Source organism: Pseudomonas sp. NPDC087626 (assembly GCF_044743405.1).
Lineage (GTDB): Bacteria > Pseudomonadota > Gammaproteobacteria > Pseudomonadales > Pseudomonadaceae > Aquipseudomonas.
Window position 1 is genome coordinate 199,520 of record NZ_JBIUWJ010000001.1, and the last position, 21,658, is coordinate 221,177.

Sequence of the window (21,658 nt, forward strand, 5' to 3'; positions counted from 1 at the left end):
GCGGCCTTTCGTGACTTTTGTTGTTGTCCCATGACCGCGCTCAAATACCTCCAGGCGTATCCCGCCGCCTTGCAACAGCAGGTGCATCAACTGATCGAGCAGGATCGGCTGGGCGCCTACCTGAGCCAACGCTACCCGGACAAGCACGCCGTGCAGAGTGACAAGGCGCTGTACACCTATGCGCTGGAGCTCAAGCAGGAATACCTGCGCAACGCACCGGCGATCGACAAAGTGCTGTTCGACAACCGCCTGGACCTGACCCATCGTGCACTTGGCCTGCATACCGCAATCTCACGGGTGCAGGGCGGCAAGCTCAAGGCCAAGAAAGAAATCCGCATTGCCTCTTTGTTCAAGGATGCCGCGCCGCAGTTCCTCAAGATGATCGTGGTGCATGAGCTTGCGCATTTCAAAGAGTCCGACCACAACAAGGCGTTCTACAAGTTGTGCGAACACATGCTGCCCGGTTACCACCAGTTGGAATTCGATTTGCGGGTTTATCTGACCTGGCGGGACATGCAGTAATCATCACCAGCAGGAGTGTCTGGATGGACGTGAGCAAGACCAAGAGCAGCTTCTACCGCCGCCTGTACGTGGCGTACCTGATCGACAGCGGGCTGGCCAGCAGTGTCCCGGCACTGACCGAAGTCACCGGCATGCCCCGGCGCACGGCCCAGGACACCATTGCCGCCCTGGCGGACCTGGATGTGGTCTGTGAGTTCGAGCAGGAGGAGGGCGCGCGCAACCACGCCGGACGTTACTGCATTCGCGAGTGGGGGGCGATCGATCCGCGCTGGATCGAACAGCATCTGCGCCAGATCAAGGCGGTGTTGGGTTATCCCTGAGTGTTTGCGCTGGTAGTGCTGGCGTCTTCGCTGGCCAACCAGCACCTACCCTGCGCAAAGGCCTTCAGGGCCGCCGCATGCCGATATGCGCGATGCCGTCTTCCAGGTATTGCTCACCGGCCACGGCAAACCCATAACGCCCGTAGTACCCCTGCAGATGGGCCTGGGCCGACAGGTAGATCGGAGTCTGCGGCCAGTATTTTTCGGCCTGCTTGAGCGCCTGCGCCATTAGCTCATGACCCAGCCCCTGGCCCCGGGCCTGCGGTGCAATCACCACTCGGCCGAGCACCACGTCACCGCCTTGCGAGGTGGGGTCGAGCAGGCGTAGATAGGCCACCAGTTGATCACCGTCCCAGGCCATCAAGTGGCAGGTGTCGCTGTCCAGGTCCTGGCCATCGACTTCCTGGTAGGCGCACTTCTGTTCGACCACGAACACCTGTGTACGCAACTGCAAAATGGCATAAAGCTGCTCTTTGCCCAGGTCACTGTGGTGTTTGCAAACCCATTCAACTGTCATCTTCGCGTCCTTTGAAAGTCTGGTCCTGATACTAAGCGTCTGGCTTCTGGATGTCTTGCCTGCAGGAAATTCTGTGACAAAGACCAAAATGCCATCATTCATTTCGCGCGGCTTCGTCATCTTTGTGTAATCTGTTTTGAGGCGAATCGCCGAGGCCATGCTCGGCTATTGTTATAGCCTGGGCGGTCGCCGTCAGTCGGTGTACGAGATATCGAGTTCGGCTACAAATACGCTGGGCTTCGCGCCCTCTAAGGATCCCTGGGCATGCCGCGATTGCTTCGAGCCTTCGCCTTGATTGGTCTGCTGTTGCTGAGCCAGAGCGCTGCAGCGGACAAGCTGCGGCTAGTTGCCGATGCCTGGCCGCCCTTCACTGACGCGACGTTGGTCAATGGCGGATTGGCCACCGATATCGTCAGCACCGCGCTGGCGCGGGCCGGTTATGCCAGTGATTTCCAGCAAGTGCCTTGGGCCAGGGCGTTGCTGGGTTTGGGCGAAGGGCGCTACGACGTGCTGGTGAATGCCTGGTACAACGCGGAGCGCACCGAGCTTGGGCAGTATTCGGCCGAATACCTGCTCAATCGCATCCGCTTTCTCAAGCGCAGGGATGCACCCATCGAATACAACAACCTGCAGCAGTTGCACACCTACCCGATTGCGGTTGTACGCGGTTATGCCTATTCCCCGGAGTTCGACGGCGACGCGGCCCTGCAGAAGGTCCCGGTGCATAACTTCGCCATGGCCGTGCGCATGCTGGCGGCTGACCGGGTGCAACTGACGCTGGAGGACGAGTACGTCGCCCGCTATTTCCTGGCGCGCGAATCACCCAAGGTACGTAACTCGGTGGAGTTCCTGCCCAGGCCCTTGAGCGAAAACAGCCTGCACATTCTGGTCAGCCTGAAGAACCCGGACCACGCGAAGATAGTCGCCGGGTTCGACCGGGAAATCGCCGAGATGAAGGCCGATGGCAGCTACGACCGGCTGCTCCGCCAGCATGGGATGTAAAGCCCTGTGGGGCTAGCCTGCTAGCGATGGGGCCGTCCCCCACAGTTATCGCTGGCAGGCCGCAAGCGAGTGTGGCGCGTGCAAAATTCGCGAGCACCCCAGAACCACTTTGGGAGCGGGCTTGCCCGCGATGGGGCCTCCTCAGGCACCCCGACGATCAATCCTGGCGAGTATCCTTGATCAAATGCGCCGCCAGCGTCCTTAACGGCCCGAGTTGACGGCAGATCAATGCCAGTTGGCTCTGCACCAGGCGCTGGCCTTCATCGATTTCGTCCGGCATCTGCTCAAGCTCCGCGGCCAGGGCTTCTTCGGTGTCACTGTGAATGGCGATCGGCAGTTTGCTTGCCAGGCCCTGGGCGATTTCGTCGATGCTCGCCGCCAGGCTGACGCCGGCACCTTCGATCAGGTGCTCGCGGACTTCATCCGGGAGCTGGGTCTCGCGGTGCGCGCCCAGGCCCGAGAGGTAGCTGAGCAAGGTGTGGGACAGCACCAGGAAGCGGAAGCCGACGTCCGCTTCCTTACGAAAATGCCCAGGCTCCATGAGCATGTTGGCCAGGGTGGTGGACAGGGCGGCATCGGCGTTGTGCGCATTGCGGCGAGCCAGGCGGTAGGCCAGGTCGTCGCGTTTGCCGGCGGCATACTGCTGCATGATTTGGCGCAAGTAGATGCTGTTGCAGGTCAGGGTGTTGGCCAACACCTTGTTCAGCCGACGGCCTTGCCAGTCCGGCAGGAACAGGAACACCGCCAGGCCGGCGATCAGGCTGCCGAGCAAGGTATCGAACAGGCGCGGCAGGAACAGCCCGTAGCCGTCACCGACCTGGTTGAAGCAGAACAGCACCATCACCGTGATTGCCGCCGTGGCCAGGGTGTAGCGGGTGGTGCGGTTGATAAAGAACACGACCCCGGCGGCAATCGCGAAGCACGATTGCACCAGTGGATTGGGGAACAGGTCGAACAGCGCCCAGGCCACGGTCAGGCCGATGGCGGTGCCGATGATCCGTTGCCCGAGTTTGCGTCGGGTCGCGCCGTAGTTCGGTTGGCAGACAAACAGCGTGGTGAGGATGATCCAGTAGCCCTGCGAGGGGTGGATCAAATGCACCATGGCGTAGCCGATGGTCAACGCCAGGGGCAGGCGCAGGGCATGCCGGAATAGCAGGGAGGTGGGCGTCAGCTGGGTGCGCAGGCGGACCCAGACATCCTTGAGGTTGCGCGGCGAGCGGTCGAGCAGGCTGCTGTCGGTAGCGTCGGCCAGGCTGTCGGGGTTGCTGGCATCGCTGAGCAGGCGGTCGAGAGTGCCAAGGTTGGCGGCCAAGGCGCGCAAGGAGCGCAGCAGGCCGCGCCAGGCTGGATTGCTCTGGATGCGCAGGTGCTCCAGGGACGCATCGAGGTCGCTGAGGGCCTGGGCGAAGCTGGCATCGTAGACGAACGGCTGGCGCATCTGGATCGACTCGGCCAGCGCCCGGCAGGCCTTGCCTTGCTGGCGCAGCAGGCGCTGGCAGCGGAACAGCACGTCACTGTGGAAGAAGGCGTCGGCCAGGGCGTTGTAGGGGTAGTGCGAGGAGCTGGCGCGTTCGTGGATGTCCTGGGCGAGGAAGTACAGCTTCAGGTAACGGCTGACCTTCGACCCCGGCCGGCCATTGCCGACCCGGTGCAGGATGATTTCCTTGGCGGCGTTCAGGGCGGCCACCACTCGGCCGTTCTGCTGCGCCAGTTCGAGGCGCCGGGCCTCGACGTCCATCTGCCGGACGGGCTCGAACAGCGCTGACTTGAGCTTGAGGTAAAACCCCAGCTCGCGGAACAGCCGCGCCAGGCTTTGTTGCACTGGCTGGTTGGAAAACAGCGCCTGCCACAACACCGAGAGCAGGCCGTACCACGCTGCCCCGGCCACCAGCAGCAGCGGCTCGTGCCACAGATCGGTGACCGCGCCGCCGCGCTGGTCAACGCCAATCATGGTGTAGACCGAGAGAATCAAGGTTGCCGAGGCAATCGCCCCATACCGCTCGCCCAGGGCGCCGAGCATGGTCAGGCCGAAACTGGCCAGCGCCAGCGCGCACACGAAGATATAGGGGTAGGGGAATAACAGTTCGACCGAGAACGCCGCGACACTGAAACACACCAGCGTGACCGCCAGCGCATTGAGCCGGCCTTGCCAGCTGTCGTCGGTTTCGGCCAGGGCGCTGGCGATAATCCCCAGGAACAGCGGAATCAGCAGGCCCATCTCATCCTGGTACCAGCACAGCGCCATGCTGCCGGTCAGGGCGATGAACACCCGCACGCTGTAGCTGAATTTATCCAGTGCCCAAAGGCGACGCAGAGACTGACGAAACGAAGTCGATGGCATGAAGTGCGAAGGCCTTCCGGGGCAATGACGCTAAATTGAGCCAGTAATGACGCCGACGCAATGGCGTCGATCACATCTGACAGCAAAATCTGTTCCTTCCCTGGTAAACACGCCCCCTGTAGGAGCCGAGCTTGCTCGCGATAGCGGTCTAACGGCCAACATCACTGTTGAATGTTAATCCGTCATCGCGAGCAAGCCGCAAGCGGGCACCCGCTCCTACAGGGCCGTGGGGTGTCAGACGTACTGCGCCGCTGCGTAGCCCGAAGCCCAGGCCCACTGGAAGTTGAAGCCGCCCAGGTGGCCGGTGACATCCAGCACTTCGCCGATGAAGTACAGCCCGGGGCTTTTCAGCGATTCCATGGTCTTGGAGGACACTTCATGGGTGTCGACACCGCCCAGGGTGACCTCGGCAGTGCGGTAGCCTTCGGTACCGGCCGGTACTAGCTGCCAGCTCGCCAGCTTGTCGGCGATCTCGGCAATTTCAGCGTGGGTGTACTGCTTCATCGGCTTGGAGACGAACCAGTTGTCAGCCAGCAGGTTGGCCATCTTCTTGGTGAAGATCTCGCCAAGCAAGGTTTTCAGCTCGCTGTTCGGCCGTTCGGCTTGCTGTTGTTGCAGCCAGGCCGGTACGTCGTGGTCGGGCATCAGGTTGATTTCAAGCGTGTCGCCGGACTGCCAGAATGAAGAAATCTGCAGGATCGCCGGACCGCTGAGGCCGCGGTGGGTGAACAGGATGTTCTCGCGGAAACTCTGCTCGTTGCAGCTCACCAGACAGTCCACCGAGGTGCCGGACAACTCGCCGCATAGCTCCTTGAGCTGGTCGGTAATGGTGAACGGCACCAGGCCAGCGCGGGTCGGCAGCAGTTCGTGACCGAACTGGCGGGCGACCTGATAACCGAAGCCCGTGGCACCCAGGGTCGGGATCGACAGGCCGCCGGTGGCGATCACCAGGGACTCGCAAGTCAATTGGCCGAGGGTGGTGTCCAGCAGGTAGCCGCTGGCGAGTTTCTCGATGGTCTGGATCGAGGTGTCCAGGTGCAGGCTGACGCCGGCCTGTTCGCACTCGCTGAGCAGCATCTCGAGGATGTCACTGGACTTGTTATCGCAGAACAGTTGGCCGAGCTTCTTCTCGTGGTACGGCACGCCATGCTTGGCCACCATGCCAATGAAATCCCACTGGGTGTAGCGGGCCAGGGCGGATTTGCAGAAATGCGCATTCTGCGAGAGAAAATTGCTCGGTTCGGTGTACATGTTGGTGAAGTTGCAGCGCCCACCGCCCGACATGAGGATTTTCTTGCCGGCCTTGTTGGCGTGGTCCAGCAACAACACCTTGCGCCCGCGCCCAGCGGCGGTCAGTGCACACATCAACCCTGCGGCGCCAGCGCCAATGATCACGACTTCGGTAGAGCGCAAAACGGTGTCCTCACACAAATTTTTAATTCACCGACAAACCAATGTGGGAGCGGGCTTGCCCGCGATGGGGCTGGCACATCCAACATTGATGTTGTCTGTCAGTCCGCTATCGCGGGCAAGCCCGCTCCCACAGGGATCTTCGTTGGGATGAAGATCGCTTACAAAATCCGCACGCGCAACGAGCGGCCCTTGATCTTGCCTTCGCTCAAGCGCTGCACAGCCTGCTTGGCGATGCTGCGGTCCACGGCCACGTAGGCCTGGAAGTCGAAGATGGCGATCTTGCCGACCTGGGCACCCGGCACGCCGGCGTCGCCGGTCAGTGCGCCGAGGATGTCGCCCGGACGAACCTTGTCCTTGCGCCCGGCACCGATGCACAGGGTGCTCATGGCCGGCAGCAGCGGACCACCGCCCTGGGAGGGCAGGTTGCTCAGTTGATCCCAGCTCAGCGGCGACTTCTGCAGCAGCTCGATGGCCTGGGCGCGGTGCGCTTCGGACGGCGCCACCAGGCTGATTGCGATACCTTTTTCACCGGCACGACCGGTACGGCCGACGCGGTGGATGTGGATTTCCGAATCCCGGGCCAGCTCGACGTTGATCACCATGTCCAGCGCATCGATGTCCAGGCCGCGGGCAGCCACATCAGTGGCGACCAGGACCGAGGTGCTGCGGTTGGCGAACATCGCCAGGACCTGGTCACGGTCACGTTGCTCCAGGTCACCGTGCAGGCCGACGGCAGAGATGCCCTTGGCGGTCAGGTGGTCGACGGTTTCCTGCACTTGCTGCTTGGTGAAGCAGAAGGCCACGGTGGACTGCGGACGGTAGTGCGCAAGCACCTTGACCACGGCGTCCATGCGCTCTTCCGGGGAAATCTCGAAGAAGCGCTGTTCGATCTGGCTGTCGTCGTGGAACGCCTCGGCCTTCACTTGCTGCGGGTTGCGCATGAACTTGGCGGCCAGTTGCTTGATGCCCACCGGGTAAGTGGCGGAGAACAGCAGGGTCTGGCGGCGCTCCGGGCTCTGGGCAATGATTTCTTCGATGGAATCGTAGAAACCCATGTCGAGCATGCGGTCGGCTTCGTCGAGGATCAGCGTGTTCAGGCCGTGCAGGACCAGCGAACCCTTGCGCAGGTGTTGCTGGATGCGGCCCGGGGTGCCGACGATGATGTGCGCGCCGTGCTCCAGGGAGCCGATCTGCGGGCCGAATGACACGCCGCCACACAGGGTCAGGACCTTGATGTTGTCTTCGGCGCGGGCCAGGCGACGGATTTCCTTGGCGACCTGGTCGGCCAGTTCGCGGGTCGGGCAGATGACCAGCGCCTGGCAACCGAAGAAGCGCGGATTGATCGGGTTCAGCAGGCCGATACCAAAGGCGGCGGTCTTGCCGCTGCCGGTCTTGGCCTGGGCGATCAGATCCATCCCCTTGAGGATCACCGGCAAGCTTTGCGCCTGGATCGGCGTCATCTCGGCATAACCCAAAGAGTCGAGGTTAGCCAGCATGGCGGCGGACAGCGGCAAAGTATTAAAAGCGGTGGCGATGGTGGTCACGGGACTGGCCTGCAAAACAAAATGTCGCGCAGTGTACCAGCCCGGTGGCCATTCGCCCTAAGGTTCGATGTGCTGTTCCGGACGTTTGACGCGCCGTCCGTCTTCTCTGGACAGCTGGGAGAAGATCGTCGCGGCCAGCATCGCCATGATGCCCACGGTGACAAAGGTCATCTGGAATGCCCCGAGAATGGTCTCCACGCCATCGTTGCCGACCTCGGCGGTAAAGCCGCCAAGCAACGCACCGGCACAGGCTACCCCAAGGCTCAGGGACAGTTGCGCGACCACCGACAGCAGGCTGTTGCCGCTGCTGGCGCTGGCGTCGTCAAGGTCGATCAGGGTCACGGTGTTCATCGCGGTGAACTGCAGGGAGTTGATTGCCCCGAGAACTCCCAGGTGCACCAGCAACAGCCAATATGGCGTCTGCTCGCTGACCAAACCCATGCTTGCCAGCATGATCCCCAGCGCCAGGGTGTTGCCGGTGAGCACGATGCGGTAGCCAAAACGCTCGATCAACGGTCGCGCCACCGACTTGGCAAGCATCGCGGCCGCGGCCAGCGGCAACATGCTCATCCCGGCCTGGGAGGGCGAATAACCCAGCGCCACTTGCAGCAGCAACGGCACCAGGAACGGCAATGCACCGCTGCCCAGGCGGGCGAACAGGTTGCCCAGGATGCCCACCGCAAAGGTCCGGGTCTTGAACAGCGACGGCGCGAACAGCGGATTGTCGATGTGTCCGGCCCGCAGCCAGTAGGCCGCCAGGCAGGCCATGCCACCAAACAGCAGCAACATCACCCGCAGGTGCGGCAGGTGCAGTTCGCCCAACCCTTCCATAGCGATGGTAATCAGCACCATGGCCGCGCCGAACAGCACGAAGCCCAGGCCATCGAAACGCGTGCGCTCACTGCCCCGCAGGTCGGGGATGAACTTCCAGACGGCGTAGCAACCGACCAGGCCCACGGGCAGGTTGATCAGGAAGATCCAGTGCCAGGTCAGGTACTGCACCATCCAGCCGCCCATGGTCGGCCCGATCAGCGGGCCGAGCAGACCGGGAATGGTGATGAACCCCATGATCCGCACCAGCTCCGAACGCGGGTAGGCGCGCAGCACCACCAGGCGCCCGACCGGCAGCATCAAGGCGCCGCCCAGGCCTTGGATCACCCGGGCGCCGATCAGCATGCTCAGGGTCTCCGACAGCGCGCAGAGCAGGGAGCCAAAGCTGAACAGCAGGATCGCACCGAAGAAGATCTTCTTGGTGCCGAAGCGGTCGGCTATCCACCCCGAAGCGGGAATCAGCAATGCCACGGTGAGCATGTAGGCAATGATCACACCCTGCATGCGCAATGGGTCTTCGGCCAGGTCGCGGGCCATGGCGGGCAGGGCGGTGTTGAGGATGGTCCCGTCGAGGGACTGCATGAAAAACGCAATCGCCACCACCCAGGGAATCCAGCGGGCGGTGGTGGCGTCCAGGTCGGGGCGATTGGGCATGGGACCTCTAGGCATTATTTGATGACATCAGCCGCAGAGCGATGGAACCCCTGTCGCGGCTGGCGAACGCAGGCTTCGCCAGCTGCTACGGATTGTGTTTACAGGGTCAGGGTCAAGCGGCTGACCAGCGCGCCTGGCAGCAACGCCGATGCCGTGGCGCGCTGGTCGTAGGTGCTGGCCGACAGAATCAGCTCGCGCTCCTGGGTCAGCGCTTCCAGTTGCGAGCCCAGCAGGCTGTAGGCGCTGTCGTCGAAACGCATGGTGCTGACCGGTGCCTGGATCTCGCCGTTCTCGACCCAGAAGGTGGCGAAACGGGTCATGCCCGTCAGGCGCGCGGCCGGCTGGTCCGAGTAGTTCAGGTACCACAGGTTGCTGATGTACAGGCCGGTGCCCAGTTGCTTGAGAATCTCGGCTTCGGGCAAGGTGCCGGCGGCCATGTTCAAGGCGCTGGGCGACTCACCGCCGCCGGCACCGTTGGCGGTCAGGCCATACTCGGCAGCACTGCGCGAGCTCACCAGTTGTTCACCTGCCGCGCCGGCGACAATCAATGCCAGGTCGCTGCGTGGGTAGCCCTCGCCGGAAAATGCCGGGCTCAGGGAACCGCTGACTTTCTCCGCAAGATCCAGCAGCGGGCTGAAGTGCTGGTCGCCGCCGTAGAGTTTTTGCAACGGACTGCTTTTGCTGGCAATCGACTGCGCCGAGAACCCACCCCAGCAGAGCATGCCGAGAATCTCGTCGAGCGCGGCGGGTGCCAGGTAGGCCCGGTATTGCCCGGGTGCCAGGGTATGCAGGGGGCGGCCCAGATACTCCAGTTGCTCGCGCGCCTGTTCGAAGCGCTTGGCAAAACCGGCATCGCTCCAGTCGTGCCCAGCGTAGCTGGCCTTTACCGCCTGGCCGTTGGCGTGGAACAGGCTGAAATCGAAGTTGAAGCTGTTGGCCTGGTGCCAACCGAAAGCCCCAGCCGAGCTGGCGAAACCCCGGCTGATGGGGCCGGCGGCATAAAAACCGACCAGGTCCAGGCCTTCGGCCGCGCGGGCGATCTGTTCCACCACCTGGGCGGTGTCCGGCAACGGATGCTCCTGCACTTGCTTGCTCTGCCAGCCATTGTGGTTGAGCAGTAGGTACGGGTCCGGTGGCAGCAAGGGCAGGGTCTCGCGCAATTGCTGCAGACCCTCGGCCAGACGCAACTGGTCGACTTGCGGGTCGCCAGCCAGGGTGATGTTGAGGTCGGCATGCCGGCCCTCGTCGATCAGCTTGAAGCCCAGGCTGGCCTGTTGCACCTCTCCGGCCTGGCGCACCTTGGCGTGGTTGAAGCGTACAAACGCCGAGGATTCGGCGGCATAGCTCAAGGTGAATTGCTCCGACTCGCGCAGGGCGCTGCGCAGCCACGACACCAGGGCCTTGAACTGTTCGACCTGACTCAATGCGCTGCTCATCAGGCATCTCCCCCAAACACATCAATGTTGCTGAATACGCAGGCCGGCGAGGCATGACCCACGCGGATCACCTGGTTCGGTTCGCCTTTGCCACAGTTCGGCGTGCCCAGCACCTTGAGCGTACTGCGGTCGCCTACGGCACTGAGGTTGTTCCAGAACTGCGCGCTGATGCCCCGGTAGTTGGGATTCTTCACCACGCCCTTGAGTTCGCCGTTCTCGATCAGTTGGCCCCACTCGCAGCCGAACTGGAACTTGTTGCGCGCATCGTCGATGGACCAGGAGCGGTTGGTCGACATCAGCACGCCGTGTTCGATGCCGCCAATCAGTTGTTCCAGGGACTGCTCGCCCGGTTCGATGTTGAGGTTGGCCATGCGGTCGATCGGCGGCCGGTTCCAGCCGCAGGCGCGGCTGTTGGCGACGCCGTCGAGACCGGCGCGAAACTGCGACAGCGCACCGCCCAACGGACGCTCCAGCCGGCCCTCGCGGATCAGGAACTGCTTGCTGGCGGCAGTACCGTCGTCGTCATGGCCGTAGCTGGCGAGCTCTTCGGGAATGTCCGGGTCGAAGGTCACGTTGAGCAGCCTGGAACCATATTGCAGGTGGCCGAAGTCGCTGGCCTTGACGAAGCTGGTGCCGGCGTAATTGCGCTCGTCACCGAGGATGCGGTCCAGTTCCAGCGGGTGGCCGATGGATTCGTGAATCTGCAGCATCATCTGGTCGGGCATCAGCAGCAGGTCGCGCGGGCCTTGCGGGGTGTTGGGGGCGAGCAGCAGTTGCAGGGCCTGGTCGGCGACCAGGGGGCCGGCGCCGATCAGCCCGCAACGACTGATGACGTCGGCGCTGCCTTGCTGGCCGAAGTTCTCGCGGCCCAGGCTGCGGGTCTGGCTGTCATTGCCGTCGTAGGCGGTGACGTCCAGGCCCGGGTAGACAAAACGTTGCGCCTGGCGCAGTTCGGCGCCGGCACTGTTGAGGTAAATCTGCTCGACATGGTTGATGCCGATGCTGACCTGCCAGTTCACCAGGCGCTCGTCCTTGGGCACGGCGGCGGATTCGGCGCCGAGCAGTTGGTAGCACTCGCTGAGGGACGGGAAGGGCTGTTGCAGATCCGGTGACAGGTAGTCGCCACGTTCGCTGGAGACGGTGTGCTGGCGCAGATCGAGCAGGGCGTGGGCCGCGAGCGCGCGGGCCTGTTGTTCGGCGCGGTCGAGGGCGGCCTGCAGGCCGGCGGGCGACAGGTCGTTGGTCGCGGCATAGGCCTCGACGCCATTGACCCGGGCGGTCAGCATCGCGCCTTCGTCGCGGCTCAGGTGAGGTGGCTCGGCGACGTTCTTGCGTACCGACAGGTACTGGCCAGACTCGCGCACGTAGCGCAGCGAAAAAAATTCAGCGCCGGTGCGCAGGGCAGCGAAGCGCTGCTTGAGCTGGGGGTGGAAATCGAACATGCACGAACCTCCTTGTGGGTTGGATCACAGGTTTTGTGATCCAACCTCGAACCTGTGGGAGCGAGCTTGCTCGCGATGCTTTTGGCGTCAGACCGGGCAACCCTTGGCGCGCAGGATGGCGTCGAAACGATCCGGGTCCAGGGTGCCGGCTTCGATAGCGGCAAGCGTAGCCTGTTCGCGGGCCAGCAGGTCGTGGCAACGCACCAACAGTTCCGGCAATTCGGCGCGGGCAGCGGCGACGACGCCGTCACCGTCGCCGATCATCAGGTCGCCAGGCGCTACCAGCATGCCGGCGCAGGAGATCGGTACGTTGATCTCGCCACCACCGTCGGTGCTCGGGCCCCGGTGCACGCCACCGATGGCATAGGCCGGCAGCTCGCCGGTCTGCCATTCGTCGAGGTCGCGCAGGGCGCCGTTGATCACCACGCCGACGATACCGGCCTTGAGCGCCATGGCGCGCATGATGCCGCCGAACACGGCGCGGGTCAGGTCGGCGCTGCCGTCGATCACCAGTACGTCACCGGGACGGGCCATCTGCATGGCCTTGAGGATCATCAGGTTGTCGCCGGGGCGTACGCGCACAGTCAGGGCACTGCCGAGCATCGGTGCATTGCCATGGAAGGCCTTGAGCCCCAGGCCTCCGACGTTGCGTCCCAGGCAGTCACTGACTGCGGCGGCGGGGATCTTGCTGAACTCGGTCAGCCATTTTGGATCGAGGGGTTCTACGTTGGGATTGATCAGATAGCCGGTGGGCCATTTGCTCGAAGACACGACATCAAACATGAGTAAGCCTCGTGGCCAGCCAGGTGGCGGCTTGTCGGTGGGGCGGGGGTGAAACGTTTGCGCGGTGCCTAGAGTAGGCCGGCGCGGGGGGTAGGGGCAAGGGTGGGGCGGTGTAGGCGGGGGATGAGTAGCGTTGGGTAGCAGGCCATCGCGGGCAAGCCGCAAGCGGGCGCCCGCTCCCACAGGTTCTTGGGTCGACACAACATGTGTGGACACACCTGGATCCTTGTGGGAGCGGGCGCCCGCTTGCGGCTTGCCCGCGATAGACGCGCGGTGATCTAACTATTACTGCGCGGTCCGGCTCACTTCACGCAGCGGCTTGCCACGTACCGGGGCTTCTCCCGCGACGTAGTACTTGGCCTGGCTGCGTGGCAACGGCTGGCGACCGCGGATCTTGTCGGCGATTTTCTCGGCGATCATGATCGTTGGTGCGTTCAGGTTGCCGGTGGTGATCAGCGGCATGATCGAGGCATCGACAACGCGCAGGCCCTGCATCCCGTGGACGCGACCTTCACCATCGACCACTGCCATCTCGTCGGTGCCCATCTTGCACGAGCAGGACGGGTGGAACGCGGTTTCGGCGTGCTCGCGGATGAAGGTGTCCAGTTGCTCGTCGGTTTGCACCTCGATGCCCGGGCTCAGCTCGCGACCACGGAACGCGTCCAGGGCCGGTTGTTGCATGATTTCCCGGGTCAGGCGGATGCCATCACGGAATTCCTGCCAGTCCTGCTCGCTGGCCATGTAGTTGAACAGGATGCTCGGGTGCTGGCGTGGGTCCTTGGACTTGACCTGGATCCGCCCGCGGCTTGGTGAACGCATGGAGCCCATGTGTGCCTGAAAACCGTGCTCTTTCACCCCGTTGCTGCCGTTGTAGTTAATCGCCACCGGCAGGAAGTGGTACTGGATGTTCGGCCACTCGAAGTCAGGACGGGTGCGGATGAAACCGCCGGCTTCGAACTGGTTGCTGGCGCCGATCCCGGTGCCGTTGAACAGCCACTCGGCACCGATGGCCGGTTGGTTGTACCAGAGCAGCGAGGGGTACAGGGACACCGGCTGGGTGCAGGCGTATTGCAGGTACAGCTCAAGGTGATCCTGCAGGTTCTCGCCCACGCCCGGCAGGTCGTGAACTACTGGGATGTCCAGGCTTTCCAGGAGCTGGGCCGGGCCGACGCCGGAACGTTGCAGCAGTTGCGGGGACGCAATCGCGCCGCTGCACACCAGCACTTCCTTGCGGGCACGGGCTTCAACCCGCTCTTCGGCGCTGCCGACCAGGTAACGCACGCCGACCGCACGCTTGCCTTCAAACAGAATCTTGTCGGTCAGGGCGTGGGTGACGATGTTCAGGGTCGAACGCTTCTTGGCGGTGTCCAGGTAGCCGCGAGCGGTGCTGGCGCGACGGCCTTTAGGCGTGACGGTACGGTCCATCGGACCGAAACCTTCTTGCTGATAGCCGTTGAGGTCTTCAGTGCGCGGGTAACCGGCCTGTACGCCTGCTTCAACCATCGCGTGGAACAGCGGGTTGTTGCCGGCTTTAGGCGTGGTCACGCTGACCGGGCCTTCGCCACCGTGGTAGTCGTTCGCGCCGATGTCGCGGGTTTCCGCCTTGCGGAAATACGGCAGGCAGTCCAGGTAGGTCCAGTCTTCCAGGCCAGGGATCTTGGCCCAGCCGTCGTAGTCCATGGCGTTGCCACGGATGTAGCACATGCCGTTGATCAGGGACGAGCCACCCAGGCCCTTGCCGCGACCGCATTCCATCCGGCGACCGTCCATGTGTGGCTCTGGATCGGTTTCGTAGGCCCAGTTGTAGCGTCGGCCTTGCAGCGGAAACGCCAGGGCTGCGGGCATTTGTGTGCGGAAGTCAAAACGATAGTCCGGGCCGCCGGCTTCCAGCAGCAGGACGGTGACGCCTTCGTCTTCGGTCAGACGGGTCGCCAGGGTGTTACCGGCGGAGCCGGCACCCACAATGATGTAGTCGTATTCTTGGGACATAGGCCCTCCGGGGGCGGCAAGCTGCAAGCTTCAAGCTGCAAGAAAGAGCAGCGAGCGGTGCATAGAAGGGGAGGCGGCAAACACAAACTGCTTTTACTTGCAGCTTGAAGCTTGCCGCTTGTAGCTGATCAGAACACCGAGGCGTAATCGCCCAGTTCGACCTGTACCGATTTGATGCGTGTGAAGTTGTTCAGCGAGCTGATGCCGTTCTCACGGCCCACGCCCGACTGCTTGTAGCCACCGACCGGCATCTTGGCGTCGGATTCGCCCCAGGCGTTGATCCAGCAGATACCGGCTTCGAGCTGATGAATCACGCGGTGGGCGCGGTTCAGGTCCTTGGTGACGATACCGGCGGCCAGGCCGAAGTCGGTGTCGTTGGCACGACGGATCACTTCTTCTTCGGTTTCGTAAGTGAGGATGCTCATCACCGGGCCGAAGATTTCTTCACGCACGATGGTCATCTCGTCGGTGCAGTCAGTGAACACGGTCGGTGCCACAAACGCGCCCTTGGCGAATTCGCCTTCGGTCAGGCGGTTGCCGCCGCACAGTACGCGGGCGCCTTCTTCCTTGCCCTTGGCGATGTAGCCCAGCACGCTTTCCATGTGGGCGAAGCTGACCAGCGGGCCGAAGTTGGTGTTCTCGTCTTGCGGGTCGCCCACACGGATGCGCGCAACACGCTCGGCGATCTTGGCTTCAAAAGCGGCTTTCAGGTGGCTCGGCACGAATACGCGGGTGCCGTTGGTGCAGACCTGACCGGAGCTGTAGAAGTTGGCCATCATGGCGGTGTCGGCGGCGCGATCGAGGTCGGCGTCGTCGAAGATGATCAGCGGGGACTTGCCGCCCAGTTCCATGGTCACGTCCTTGAGCGAGGAGCTCGAGGCGCTGGCCATGACTTTCTTGCCGGTGTCGGTGCCGCCAGTGAAGGAGATCTTCTCGATGCGCGGGTGCTCGGTCAGCCAGGTGCCGACTTCACGGCCGCTGCCGGTCAGGACGTTGAACACGCCATCTGGAACGCCGGCTTCGGTGTAGATCTCGGCCAGTTTCAGGGTGGTCAGGGACGTCACTTCACTCGGCTTGAAGATCATCGCGTTGCCCGCCGCCAGGGCCGGGGCGGATTTCCACAGGGCGATCTGGATCGGGTAGTTCCACGCGCCGATGCCGGCCACGACGCCCAGCGGCTCGCGACGGGTGTAGACGAACGAAGTGGTGCGCAGCGGGATCTGCTCGCCTTCGATGGCGGGCACCAGGCCGGCGTAGTATTCCAGCACGTCAGCACCGGTGACGATGTCGACGTAGCGGGTTTCGGAGTACGACTTGCCAGTGTCCAGGGTTTCCAGGGCGGCCAGTTCGTCATTGCGCTCACGCAGGATGTCGACGGCGCGGCGCAGGATGCGCGAACGCTCCATGGCGGTCATCGCGGCCCAGATCTTCTGGCCTTTTTCGGCGCTGACAACGGCGCGTTCAACGTCGTCGAAAGTGGCACGTTGCACGTTGGCGAGAACTTCACCGTTAGCCGGGTTGATGGCTTCGAAGGTGGCGTCGCTGCCAGCGTCGGTGTAGCCGCCGTCGATGTAGAGTTTTTGCAGTTCGAAACGGGCCATAAAGTCCTCGCAAGTGCATAAGTGGTTGGCGTTGGTCGCAACGGTGCTGCCTTATTGATGTGGCATCACCGATCCGCGACAGTTCAGGGGCTGAGCGTTTTATGTGTGCTCTAGCACGCCTGCTTGGCCAGTTGGAAATCCATGTATTCGTACGCAATCTGGTGCGCTTGCGTGGTGTCGAAAGCATCTCCCGACAGCGCGCCGCGCAACCACAGGCCGTCAATCAGGGCTGCCAGGCCGCGGGCTGCACTGCGCGCTTGTTCAAGCGGCAACACTCGGCGGAACTGGCAGCACAGGTTGGAATACAAGCGGTGATCGTTGATCCGCTGCAACCTGTGCAAAGACGGGTGGTGCATGCTGGTGGCCCAGAAGGCCAGCCAGGTTTTCATTGCCGGGCCATTGACCTGGCTGGCGTCGAAGTTGCCTTCGATAATCACCTGCAGGTGTGCCCGCGGGCTGTTGTCCTCCAGCGCCTGACGGCGCGCAGTGACGTTCTCGCTGAGGACGCTCATCAGGTACTGCGCCGTGGCGGCGATCAGGCCGTTCTTGTCCTTGAAGTAGTGACTGATGATGCCATTCGAGACACCAGCCAAACGGGCGATCAGCGCAATGCTGGCGTCCCCCATACCGACCTGATCTACGGCCAGCAAGGTGGCTTCGATCAATTGCTGGCGGCGGATGGGTTGCATACCGACCTTGGGCATCTGCACATCTCCTTAGGCCTTCCGACAGGCGCAAAACGTCTGTCGGATTGAAGGCCAGTCTATTTTGTTTTGATTGAACGTTCAATCAACAAAGAATAAGATCTGCGACAAATCGTCGCTACCTACAGGTTTTTCCTACGTACGGTTGGCGGAAAAACGGCATCCAAAAATGCTCGAAACCCACGCGCTCTGGCGCTTGCGGGCTTCGGGCTTTTTTCGGGGTGTCTTTATATCACCCGTCGGTCGGCTGCCCACTAACCGATTAGTCGGGTGCTGCTTTGCCTTGTGTCCTTCTCCCGCACTGCCTGGAGCATCTGTGCAATGAGTTCTGCCTCTCTGATAAAGACCCCACCCGAGAAGGTGACGGTCAACGGTTGGGTGTTCTACACCTCTACCGCGTTGATCCTGCTGTTGACCGCCATTCTCATTGCCGCGCCGCAAGAAGCCGGGAGAATGCTGGGGATTGCCCAGGCCTGGTTGTCGCGCAGCTTTGGCTGGTACTACATGGTGGTGATCGCCGCCTACCTGGTGTTTGTGGTCGGCCTGGCGTTTTCCTCCTACGGCAAGCTCAAGCTGGGCAGCAAGGACGATACCCCGGACTTCAGCTATGGCGCCTGGGCCGGGATGCTGTTCTCGTCCGGTATCGGCATCTCGCTGTTGTACTTCGGCGCATCCGAGCCTCTGGATCACTACTTCAACCCGCCGGAAGGCGTGGCGGGCAGCCAGTTGGCCGCGCGCCAGGCAGTCCAGTTGACGTTCCTGCACTGGGGCCTGCACGGCTGGGCGATCTACGCCCTGGTCGGCCTGGCCGTGGCGTACTTTGCCTACCGTCACAACCAGCCGCTGGCGCTGCGTTCTGCGCTCTATCCGCTGGTCGGCGAGCGCTGGGTCAAGGGTGCGGCCGGGCATGCGGTGGACGGCTTCGGCATGTTCGTGACCCTGCTGGGCCTGGTGACCAACCTGGGGATTGGCTCGCTGCAGGTGTCGTCGGGGCTGGAGAACCTGTTCGGCATGGAGCACAGCAATACCAACCTGCTGATCGTGATCATCGTGATGAGCACCGTGGCGACCATCGCGGCCGTGTCGGGTGTGGAAAACGGCATTCGTCGCCTGTCCAACCTGAACATCGTGCTGTTCAGTGGACTGCTGATCTTTGTGCTGTTGTTCGGCCCGACCCTGCACCTGCTCAATGGTTTTGTGCAGAACGTCGGTGACTACCTCAACGGCGTGGTGCTGAAGACGTTCGACCTGTATGTGTACGAAGCCGACACCGCCAAGTCCGAGCGCTGGCTGGGCCTGTGGACCCTGTTCTACTGGGCCTGGTGGATTTCCTGGGCACCTTTCGTCGGCATGTTCATCGCGCGTATTTCCCGTGGCCGGACCGTGCGTGAACTGGTCGCCGGTGTGCTCCTGATTCCGCTGGGTTTCACCTTGGCGTGGCTGTCGATCTTCGGCAACTCGGCCCTGGACCTGGTGATGAACCAGGGGGCGGTGGAGCTGGGCAAGACGGCACTCGAGCAGCCGTCGATGGCGATCTATCAGCTGCTCGAGCATTACCCGGCATCGAAAGTGGTGATCGGGGTGTCGATCTTTGTCGGCTTCGTGCTGTTCCTGACCCCGGCCGACTCCGGCGCGGTGATGATGGCGAACCTGTCCTGCAAGGGCGGCAACGTCGATGAAGATGCGCCGCACTGGCTGCGGATCTTCTGGTCGGTCGTGATCACCCTGGTGACCATCGGCCTGTTGTTCGCCGGTAACTTCGAAGCCATGCAAACCATGGTGGTGCTGGCCGGGCTGCCGTTCTCGGTGGTGCTGGTGTGCTTCATGTTCGGCTTGCACAAGGCCATGCGCCAGGACGTGCAGATCGAACAGGAACAGGCCGAGCTGGCGGCGCGTGGTCGTCGTGGTTTCAGCGAGCGGCTGACGGCACTGGAACTGCAACCGACCCAGGCGATCGTGCAACGTTTCATGGACAAACACGTGAGCCCGGCGCTGGAAGACGCGGCGGTGCAGTTGCGCACGCAAGGGCTGGACGTGCAAACGCTGCTGGGCAAAGCCAAGCGCTGCATGGGCCTGCGGATCGAGATGGAAGAGGGCAACCCGTTTGTCTACGAAGTCAGCCTGGACGGTTACCTGGCGGCGCCAAGCGAATCGCCGAGCCCGGACGAAACCCGCACCCGTTACTACCGCGCCGAGGTGTACCTGCACAACGGCAGCCAGGAGTACGACTTGATGGGCTTCACCCAGGATCAGATCACCCGTGACGTGCTCGATCAGTTTGAAAGCCATCGGCAGCTCCTTGGCCGTGTCTATAGCTGAGTTTCGATAAGGCGCGGTGTTTCATTTTAAGCACTGCGCCGTATTCATCGCGGGCAAGCCCGCTCCCACAGGATGAACACCGTCCTTGTGGGAGCGGGCTTGCCCGCGATGGCGCCACTAGCGTCAACCTGCATACCCAGATTTCCCTATAAACAAAAACGCCGCGATCCTCTCGCGGCGTTTTTGTGTCTGCTGTCTGGTCTATCCCAGGTTCTTGCCAAGCAGCGCGTGGTACAGCTCGCTGTCGCCGAGAATCCCCACCACATGGTTATTGTCGTGCAGCACCAGCTTGTTGCCGGTCTGGTAACGAATCTGCAGCGCGTCACGCATGCCGATGCTGGAGTCCACCAGGGTCGGCCGTCGGCCCAGGCCTTCTACCGCTTGCCCCGGAACCCAATTCTGCAGGTCCAGGCTTGCACCGTTCTGACGGGCGCCCTTGATGGTGTTGCCTTCGGCCAGGTCCAGCCACGAATCGCCGCCCGGGTCCAGGCACACCGAACCGTTGATGCGTTTGCAGTTGTCCAGGGTGCGCATCAGGCTGCGACCGCAGAGCACGTTGAGCGGGTTGGTGTGGGCGACGAAGGTGCGCACATAGTCGTCGGCCGGGTTCAGCACAATCTCTTCGGGCTTGCTGTACTGGATGATCCGGCCGTCTTTCATGATTGCGATGCGGCTGCCCAGTTTCAGCGCCTCATCGAGGTCGTGGCTGACGAACACGATGGTCTTGCTCAGCTTGCGTTGCAGTTCCAGCAGTTCGTCCTGCAGCCCCTGGCGGATCAGTGGGTCGAGGGCCGAGAAGGGTTCGTCCATCAGCAGGATGTCGGCGTCCATCGCCAGGGCGCGAGCCAGGCCGACACGTTGCTGCATGCCGCCGGACAGTTCATCGGGTTTCTTGTTGCGCCATTGCGTCAGGCCCACCAGTTCCAGTTTCTCGTCTACCAGCTTGCGCCGTTCCTTTTCGGGACGACCCTGCATTTCCAGGCCAAAGCTGATGTTCTCGCGCACGGTCAGCCAGGGCATCAGGGCGAACTTCTGGAACACCATGGCGATGCGCTTGGTGCGCATCATTTTCAGCTCTGCCGGGGTGCACGAGGCGATATCGATCTGCCGGCCTTCGTGCTCGACGAACAGCTTGCCGCGGCTCACCGTGTTCAGGCCATTGATACAACGCAGCAGGCTCGATTTGCCGGAGCCGGAGAGGCCCATCAGCACGCAGATTTCACCTTTCTCGACGTCCAGGCTGGCCTTTTCCACGCCAACGATCTGGCCGGTCTTTTTCAGGATTTCATTGCGGGTCATGCCCTGGTCCAGCAGCTTGAGGGCCTCGCGTGGATCCTTGGCGAAGATAACGTCGACGTTATCGAAGCGGATTATGCTCATGCGTCACCCCCTACTACTTTGGCATCGGGTTGTTTGCAGATACGGTCGAGCATGATTGCCAGCAGGACGATCGCCAGCCCGGCTTCAAAGCCCAGGGCGATATCGGCGGTGTTCAGTGCGTTGACCACGGGTTTGCCCAGGCCATCGGCACCCACCAGCGCGGCAATCACCACCATCGACAACGACAGCATGATGCACTGGGTGATACCGGCCGCGATGCTCGGCATCGCATAGGGCAGTTCTATTCGCGAGAGCAACTGCCGGCGCGAGCAGCCGAAGGCCTTGCCGGCGTCCATCAGTTCTTGTGGCACATCACGAATGCCCAGGTAGGTCAGGCGGATGGGCGCGGCAATCGCGAACACCACCGTGGAGATCAGCCCCGGGACAACGCCCAGACCGAACAGGGTCAGGGTAGGAATGAGGTACACGAACGTCGGTACGGTCTGCATCAGATCGAGTACCGGACGCATCATGGTGTAGAACATCGGTTTATGCGCAGCGACGATGCCCAACGGCACGCCTATGAGCACGCAGACCAGGGTGGCGAACAACACCTGGGCCAGGGTTTCCATGGTTTCCTGCCAGTAACCCAGGTTGAGGATCAGCAGGAACGACAGGATGACGAAGCCGGTCAGGCCCCATTTGCGTTGAATGAAGTGCGCCAGCAAGGCGATCAGGCCGATCAATGCCAGCGGGTTGAACCAGGTTAGCGCAAACGTCACGCCGTGGATCATCGTTTCCAGTGTCGTGGCAATCGCATCGAAGGTATTGGCGCCGTTTTGCGTCAACCATTCAACGAAGGCAGCGATGTACTGGCCTAAAGGGATTTTCTGATCAATCAGCATGGTAGTGAACGTCCG

General features: G+C 62.4%; 17 protein-coding genes. 4 read left to right on the top strand and 13 right to left on the bottom strand.

Annotated elements, in window-relative coordinates:
* Window positions 1-30 precede the first annotated feature (30 nt).
* Together ACIOVD_RS00950 and ACIOVD_RS00955 are read left to right on the top strand one after the other, a co-directional pair.
* Window positions 31-522, top strand: a complete 492-nt coding sequence (locus tag ACIOVD_RS00950) for a M48 family metallopeptidase (protein WP_095164418.1) — start codon at window positions 31-33, stop codon at window positions 520-522.
* Window positions 523-545: 23 nt separating this feature from the next.
* Window positions 546-842, top strand: coding sequence for a helix-turn-helix domain-containing protein (locus ACIOVD_RS00955; RefSeq protein ID WP_095164416.1), 297 nt, complete (start codon window positions 546-548; stop codon window positions 840-842).
* Window positions 843-906: 64 nt separating this feature from the next.
* Here ACIOVD_RS00955 and ACIOVD_RS00960 read toward each other — a convergent pair whose 3' ends face one another.
* Window positions 907-1,359: a GNAT family N-acetyltransferase gene (locus ACIOVD_RS00960; protein ID WP_159998341.1), complete on the bottom strand. Its 453-nt coding sequence runs from the start codon at window positions 1,357-1,359 to the stop codon at window positions 907-909.
* A 264-nt stretch (window positions 1,360-1,623) separates the two neighbouring features.
* Here ACIOVD_RS00960 and ACIOVD_RS00965 point away from each other — a divergent pair, with 264 nt between their 5' ends.
* On the top strand, window positions 1,624-2,361 hold the full coding sequence (locus ACIOVD_RS00965) for an ABC transporter substrate-binding protein (protein ID WP_159998339.1): 738 nt from the start codon (window positions 1,624-1,626) through the stop codon (window positions 2,359-2,361).
* Window positions 2,362-2,518: 157 nt separating this feature from the next.
* On the opposite strand, the gene yccS is transcribed toward ACIOVD_RS00965, so the two are convergent.
* The 10 genes from yccS to betI form a co-directional block, all read right to left on the bottom strand.
* Window positions 2,519-4,702: a YccS family putative transporter gene (yccS, locus tag ACIOVD_RS00970; protein WP_095164411.1), complete on the bottom strand. Its 2,184-nt coding sequence runs from the start codon at window positions 4,700-4,702 to the stop codon at window positions 2,519-2,521.
* A 234-nt stretch (window positions 4,703-4,936) separates the two neighbouring features.
* Entirely contained in the window at window positions 4,937-6,115 is a 1,179-nt protein-coding gene (locus tag ACIOVD_RS00975; RefSeq protein WP_401125583.1) for an NAD(P)/FAD-dependent oxidoreductase, read from the bottom strand.
* 158 nt (window positions 6,116-6,273) lie between these two features.
* On the bottom strand, window positions 6,274-7,611 hold the full coding sequence (gene dbpA / locus ACIOVD_RS00980) for an ATP-dependent RNA helicase DbpA (RefSeq protein WP_237235031.1): 1,338 nt from the start codon (window positions 7,609-7,611) through the stop codon (window positions 6,274-6,276).
* A gap of 105 nt (window positions 7,612-7,716) precedes the next feature.
* Window positions 7,717-9,144 carry a multidrug transporter subunit MdtD gene (gene mdtD, locus ACIOVD_RS00985; RefSeq protein WP_095164406.1) on the bottom strand — a complete coding sequence of 476 codons (1,428 nt, stop codon included), beginning with the start codon at window positions 9,142-9,144 and terminating at the stop codon, window positions 7,717-7,719.
* A gap of 98 nt (window positions 9,145-9,242) precedes the next feature.
* Window positions 9,243-10,580, bottom strand: a complete 1,338-nt coding sequence (locus ACIOVD_RS00990) for a TldD/PmbA family protein (RefSeq protein ID WP_159998337.1) — start codon at window positions 10,578-10,580, stop codon at window positions 9,243-9,245.
* Entirely contained in the window at window positions 10,580-12,022 is a 1,443-nt protein-coding gene (locus ACIOVD_RS00995; RefSeq protein ID WP_401125586.1) for a TldD/PmbA family protein, read from the bottom strand. Before ACIOVD_RS00995 ends, ACIOVD_RS00990 begins: the two co-directional genes overlap by 1 nt.
* A gap of 87 nt (window positions 12,023-12,109) precedes the next feature.
* On the bottom strand, window positions 12,110-12,805 hold the full coding sequence (locus tag ACIOVD_RS01000; protein WP_095147478.1) for an RraA family protein: 696 nt from the start codon (window positions 12,803-12,805) through the stop codon (window positions 12,110-12,112).
* A 285-nt stretch (window positions 12,806-13,090) separates the two neighbouring features.
* Window positions 13,091-14,794: a choline dehydrogenase gene (gene betA, locus ACIOVD_RS01005; protein ID WP_095164400.1), complete on the bottom strand. Its 1,704-nt coding sequence runs from the start codon at window positions 14,792-14,794 to the stop codon at window positions 13,091-13,093.
* A 128-nt stretch (window positions 14,795-14,922) separates the two neighbouring features.
* Entirely contained in the window at window positions 14,923-16,395 is a 1,473-nt protein-coding gene (gene betB, locus ACIOVD_RS01010) for a betaine-aldehyde dehydrogenase (RefSeq protein WP_095164398.1), read from the bottom strand.
* A 110-nt stretch (window positions 16,396-16,505) separates the two neighbouring features.
* A complete protein-coding gene (gene betI / locus ACIOVD_RS01015) occupies window positions 16,506-17,099 on the bottom strand; it encodes a transcriptional regulator BetI (protein ID WP_095164396.1) in 594 nt (197 codons plus the stop codon).
* A gap of 378 nt (window positions 17,100-17,477) precedes the next feature.
* Here betI and ACIOVD_RS01020 point away from each other — a divergent pair, with 378 nt between their 5' ends.
* Window positions 17,478-19,418 (top strand): BCCT family transporter, encoded by a 1,941-nt coding sequence (locus ACIOVD_RS01020; RefSeq protein ID WP_237235030.1) that lies wholly within the window; start codon window positions 17,478-17,480, stop codon window positions 19,416-19,418.
* 201 nt (window positions 19,419-19,619) lie between these two features.
* On the opposite strand, the gene choV is transcribed toward ACIOVD_RS01020, so the two are convergent.
* The gene (gene choV, locus ACIOVD_RS01025; RefSeq protein WP_095164392.1) at window positions 19,620-20,798 is read right to left on the bottom strand and encodes a choline ABC transporter ATP-binding protein; all 1,179 of its coding nucleotides are present in this window, start codon (window positions 20,796-20,798) and stop codon (window positions 19,620-19,622) included.
* A complete protein-coding gene (gene choW, locus ACIOVD_RS01030) occupies window positions 20,795-21,643 on the bottom strand; it encodes a choline ABC transporter permease subunit (protein ID WP_095164390.1) in 849 nt (282 codons plus the stop codon). Before choW ends, choV begins: the two co-directional genes overlap by 4 nt.
* Window positions 21,644-21,658 lie beyond the last annotated feature (15 nt).

Bases quoted from the DNA above. Each gene is read 5' to 3' on its own strand.
- ACIOVD_RS00990 (WP_159998337.1), bottom strand. From the start codon at position 10,580: ATGAGCAGCGCATTGAGTCAGGTCGAACAGTTCAAGGCCCTGGTGTCG.
- ACIOVD_RS00960 (WP_159998341.1), bottom strand. From the start codon at position 1,359: ATGACAGTTGAATGGGTTTGCAAACACCACAGTGACCTGGGCAAAGAG.
- ACIOVD_RS00995 (WP_401125586.1), bottom strand. From the start codon at position 12,022: ATGTTCGATTTCCACCCCCAGCTCAAGCAGCGCTTCGCTGCCCTGCGC.
- betI (WP_095164396.1), bottom strand. From the start codon at position 17,099: ATGCCCAAGGTCGGTATGCAACCCATCCGCCGCCAGCAATTGATCGAA.
- betA (WP_095164400.1), bottom strand. From the start codon at position 14,794: ATGTCCCAAGAATACGACTACATCATTGTGGGTGCCGGCTCCGCCGGT.
- betB (WP_095164398.1), bottom strand. From the start codon at position 16,395: ATGGCCCGTTTCGAACTGCAAAAACTCTACATCGACGGCGGCTACACC.
- ACIOVD_RS00965 (WP_159998339.1), top strand. From the start codon at position 1,624: ATGCCGCGATTGCTTCGAGCCTTCGCCTTGATTGGTCTGCTGTTGCTG.
- choV (WP_095164392.1), bottom strand. From the start codon at position 20,798: ATGAGCATAATCCGCTTCGATAACGTCGACGTTATCTTCGCCAAGGAT.
- ACIOVD_RS01000 (WP_095147478.1), bottom strand. From the start codon at position 12,805: ATGTTTGATGTCGTGTCTTCGAGCAAATGGCCCACCGGCTATCTGATC.
- ACIOVD_RS00950 (WP_095164418.1), top strand. From the start codon at position 31: ATGACCGCGCTCAAATACCTCCAGGCGTATCCCGCCGCCTTGCAACAG.
- choW (WP_095164390.1), bottom strand. From the start codon at position 21,643: ATGCTGATTGATCAGAAAATCCCTTTAGGCCAGTACATCGCTGCCTTC.
- dbpA (WP_237235031.1), bottom strand. From the start codon at position 7,611: ATGCTGGCTAACCTCGACTCTTTGGGTTATGCCGAGATGACGCCGATC.
- mdtD (WP_095164406.1), bottom strand. From the start codon at position 9,144: ATGCCCAATCGCCCCGACCTGGACGCCACCACCGCCCGCTGGATTCCC.
- ACIOVD_RS00955 (WP_095164416.1), top strand. From the start codon at position 546: ATGGACGTGAGCAAGACCAAGAGCAGCTTCTACCGCCGCCTGTACGTG.
- yccS (WP_095164411.1), bottom strand. From the start codon at position 4,702: ATGCCATCGACTTCGTTTCGTCAGTCTCTGCGTCGCCTTTGGGCACTG.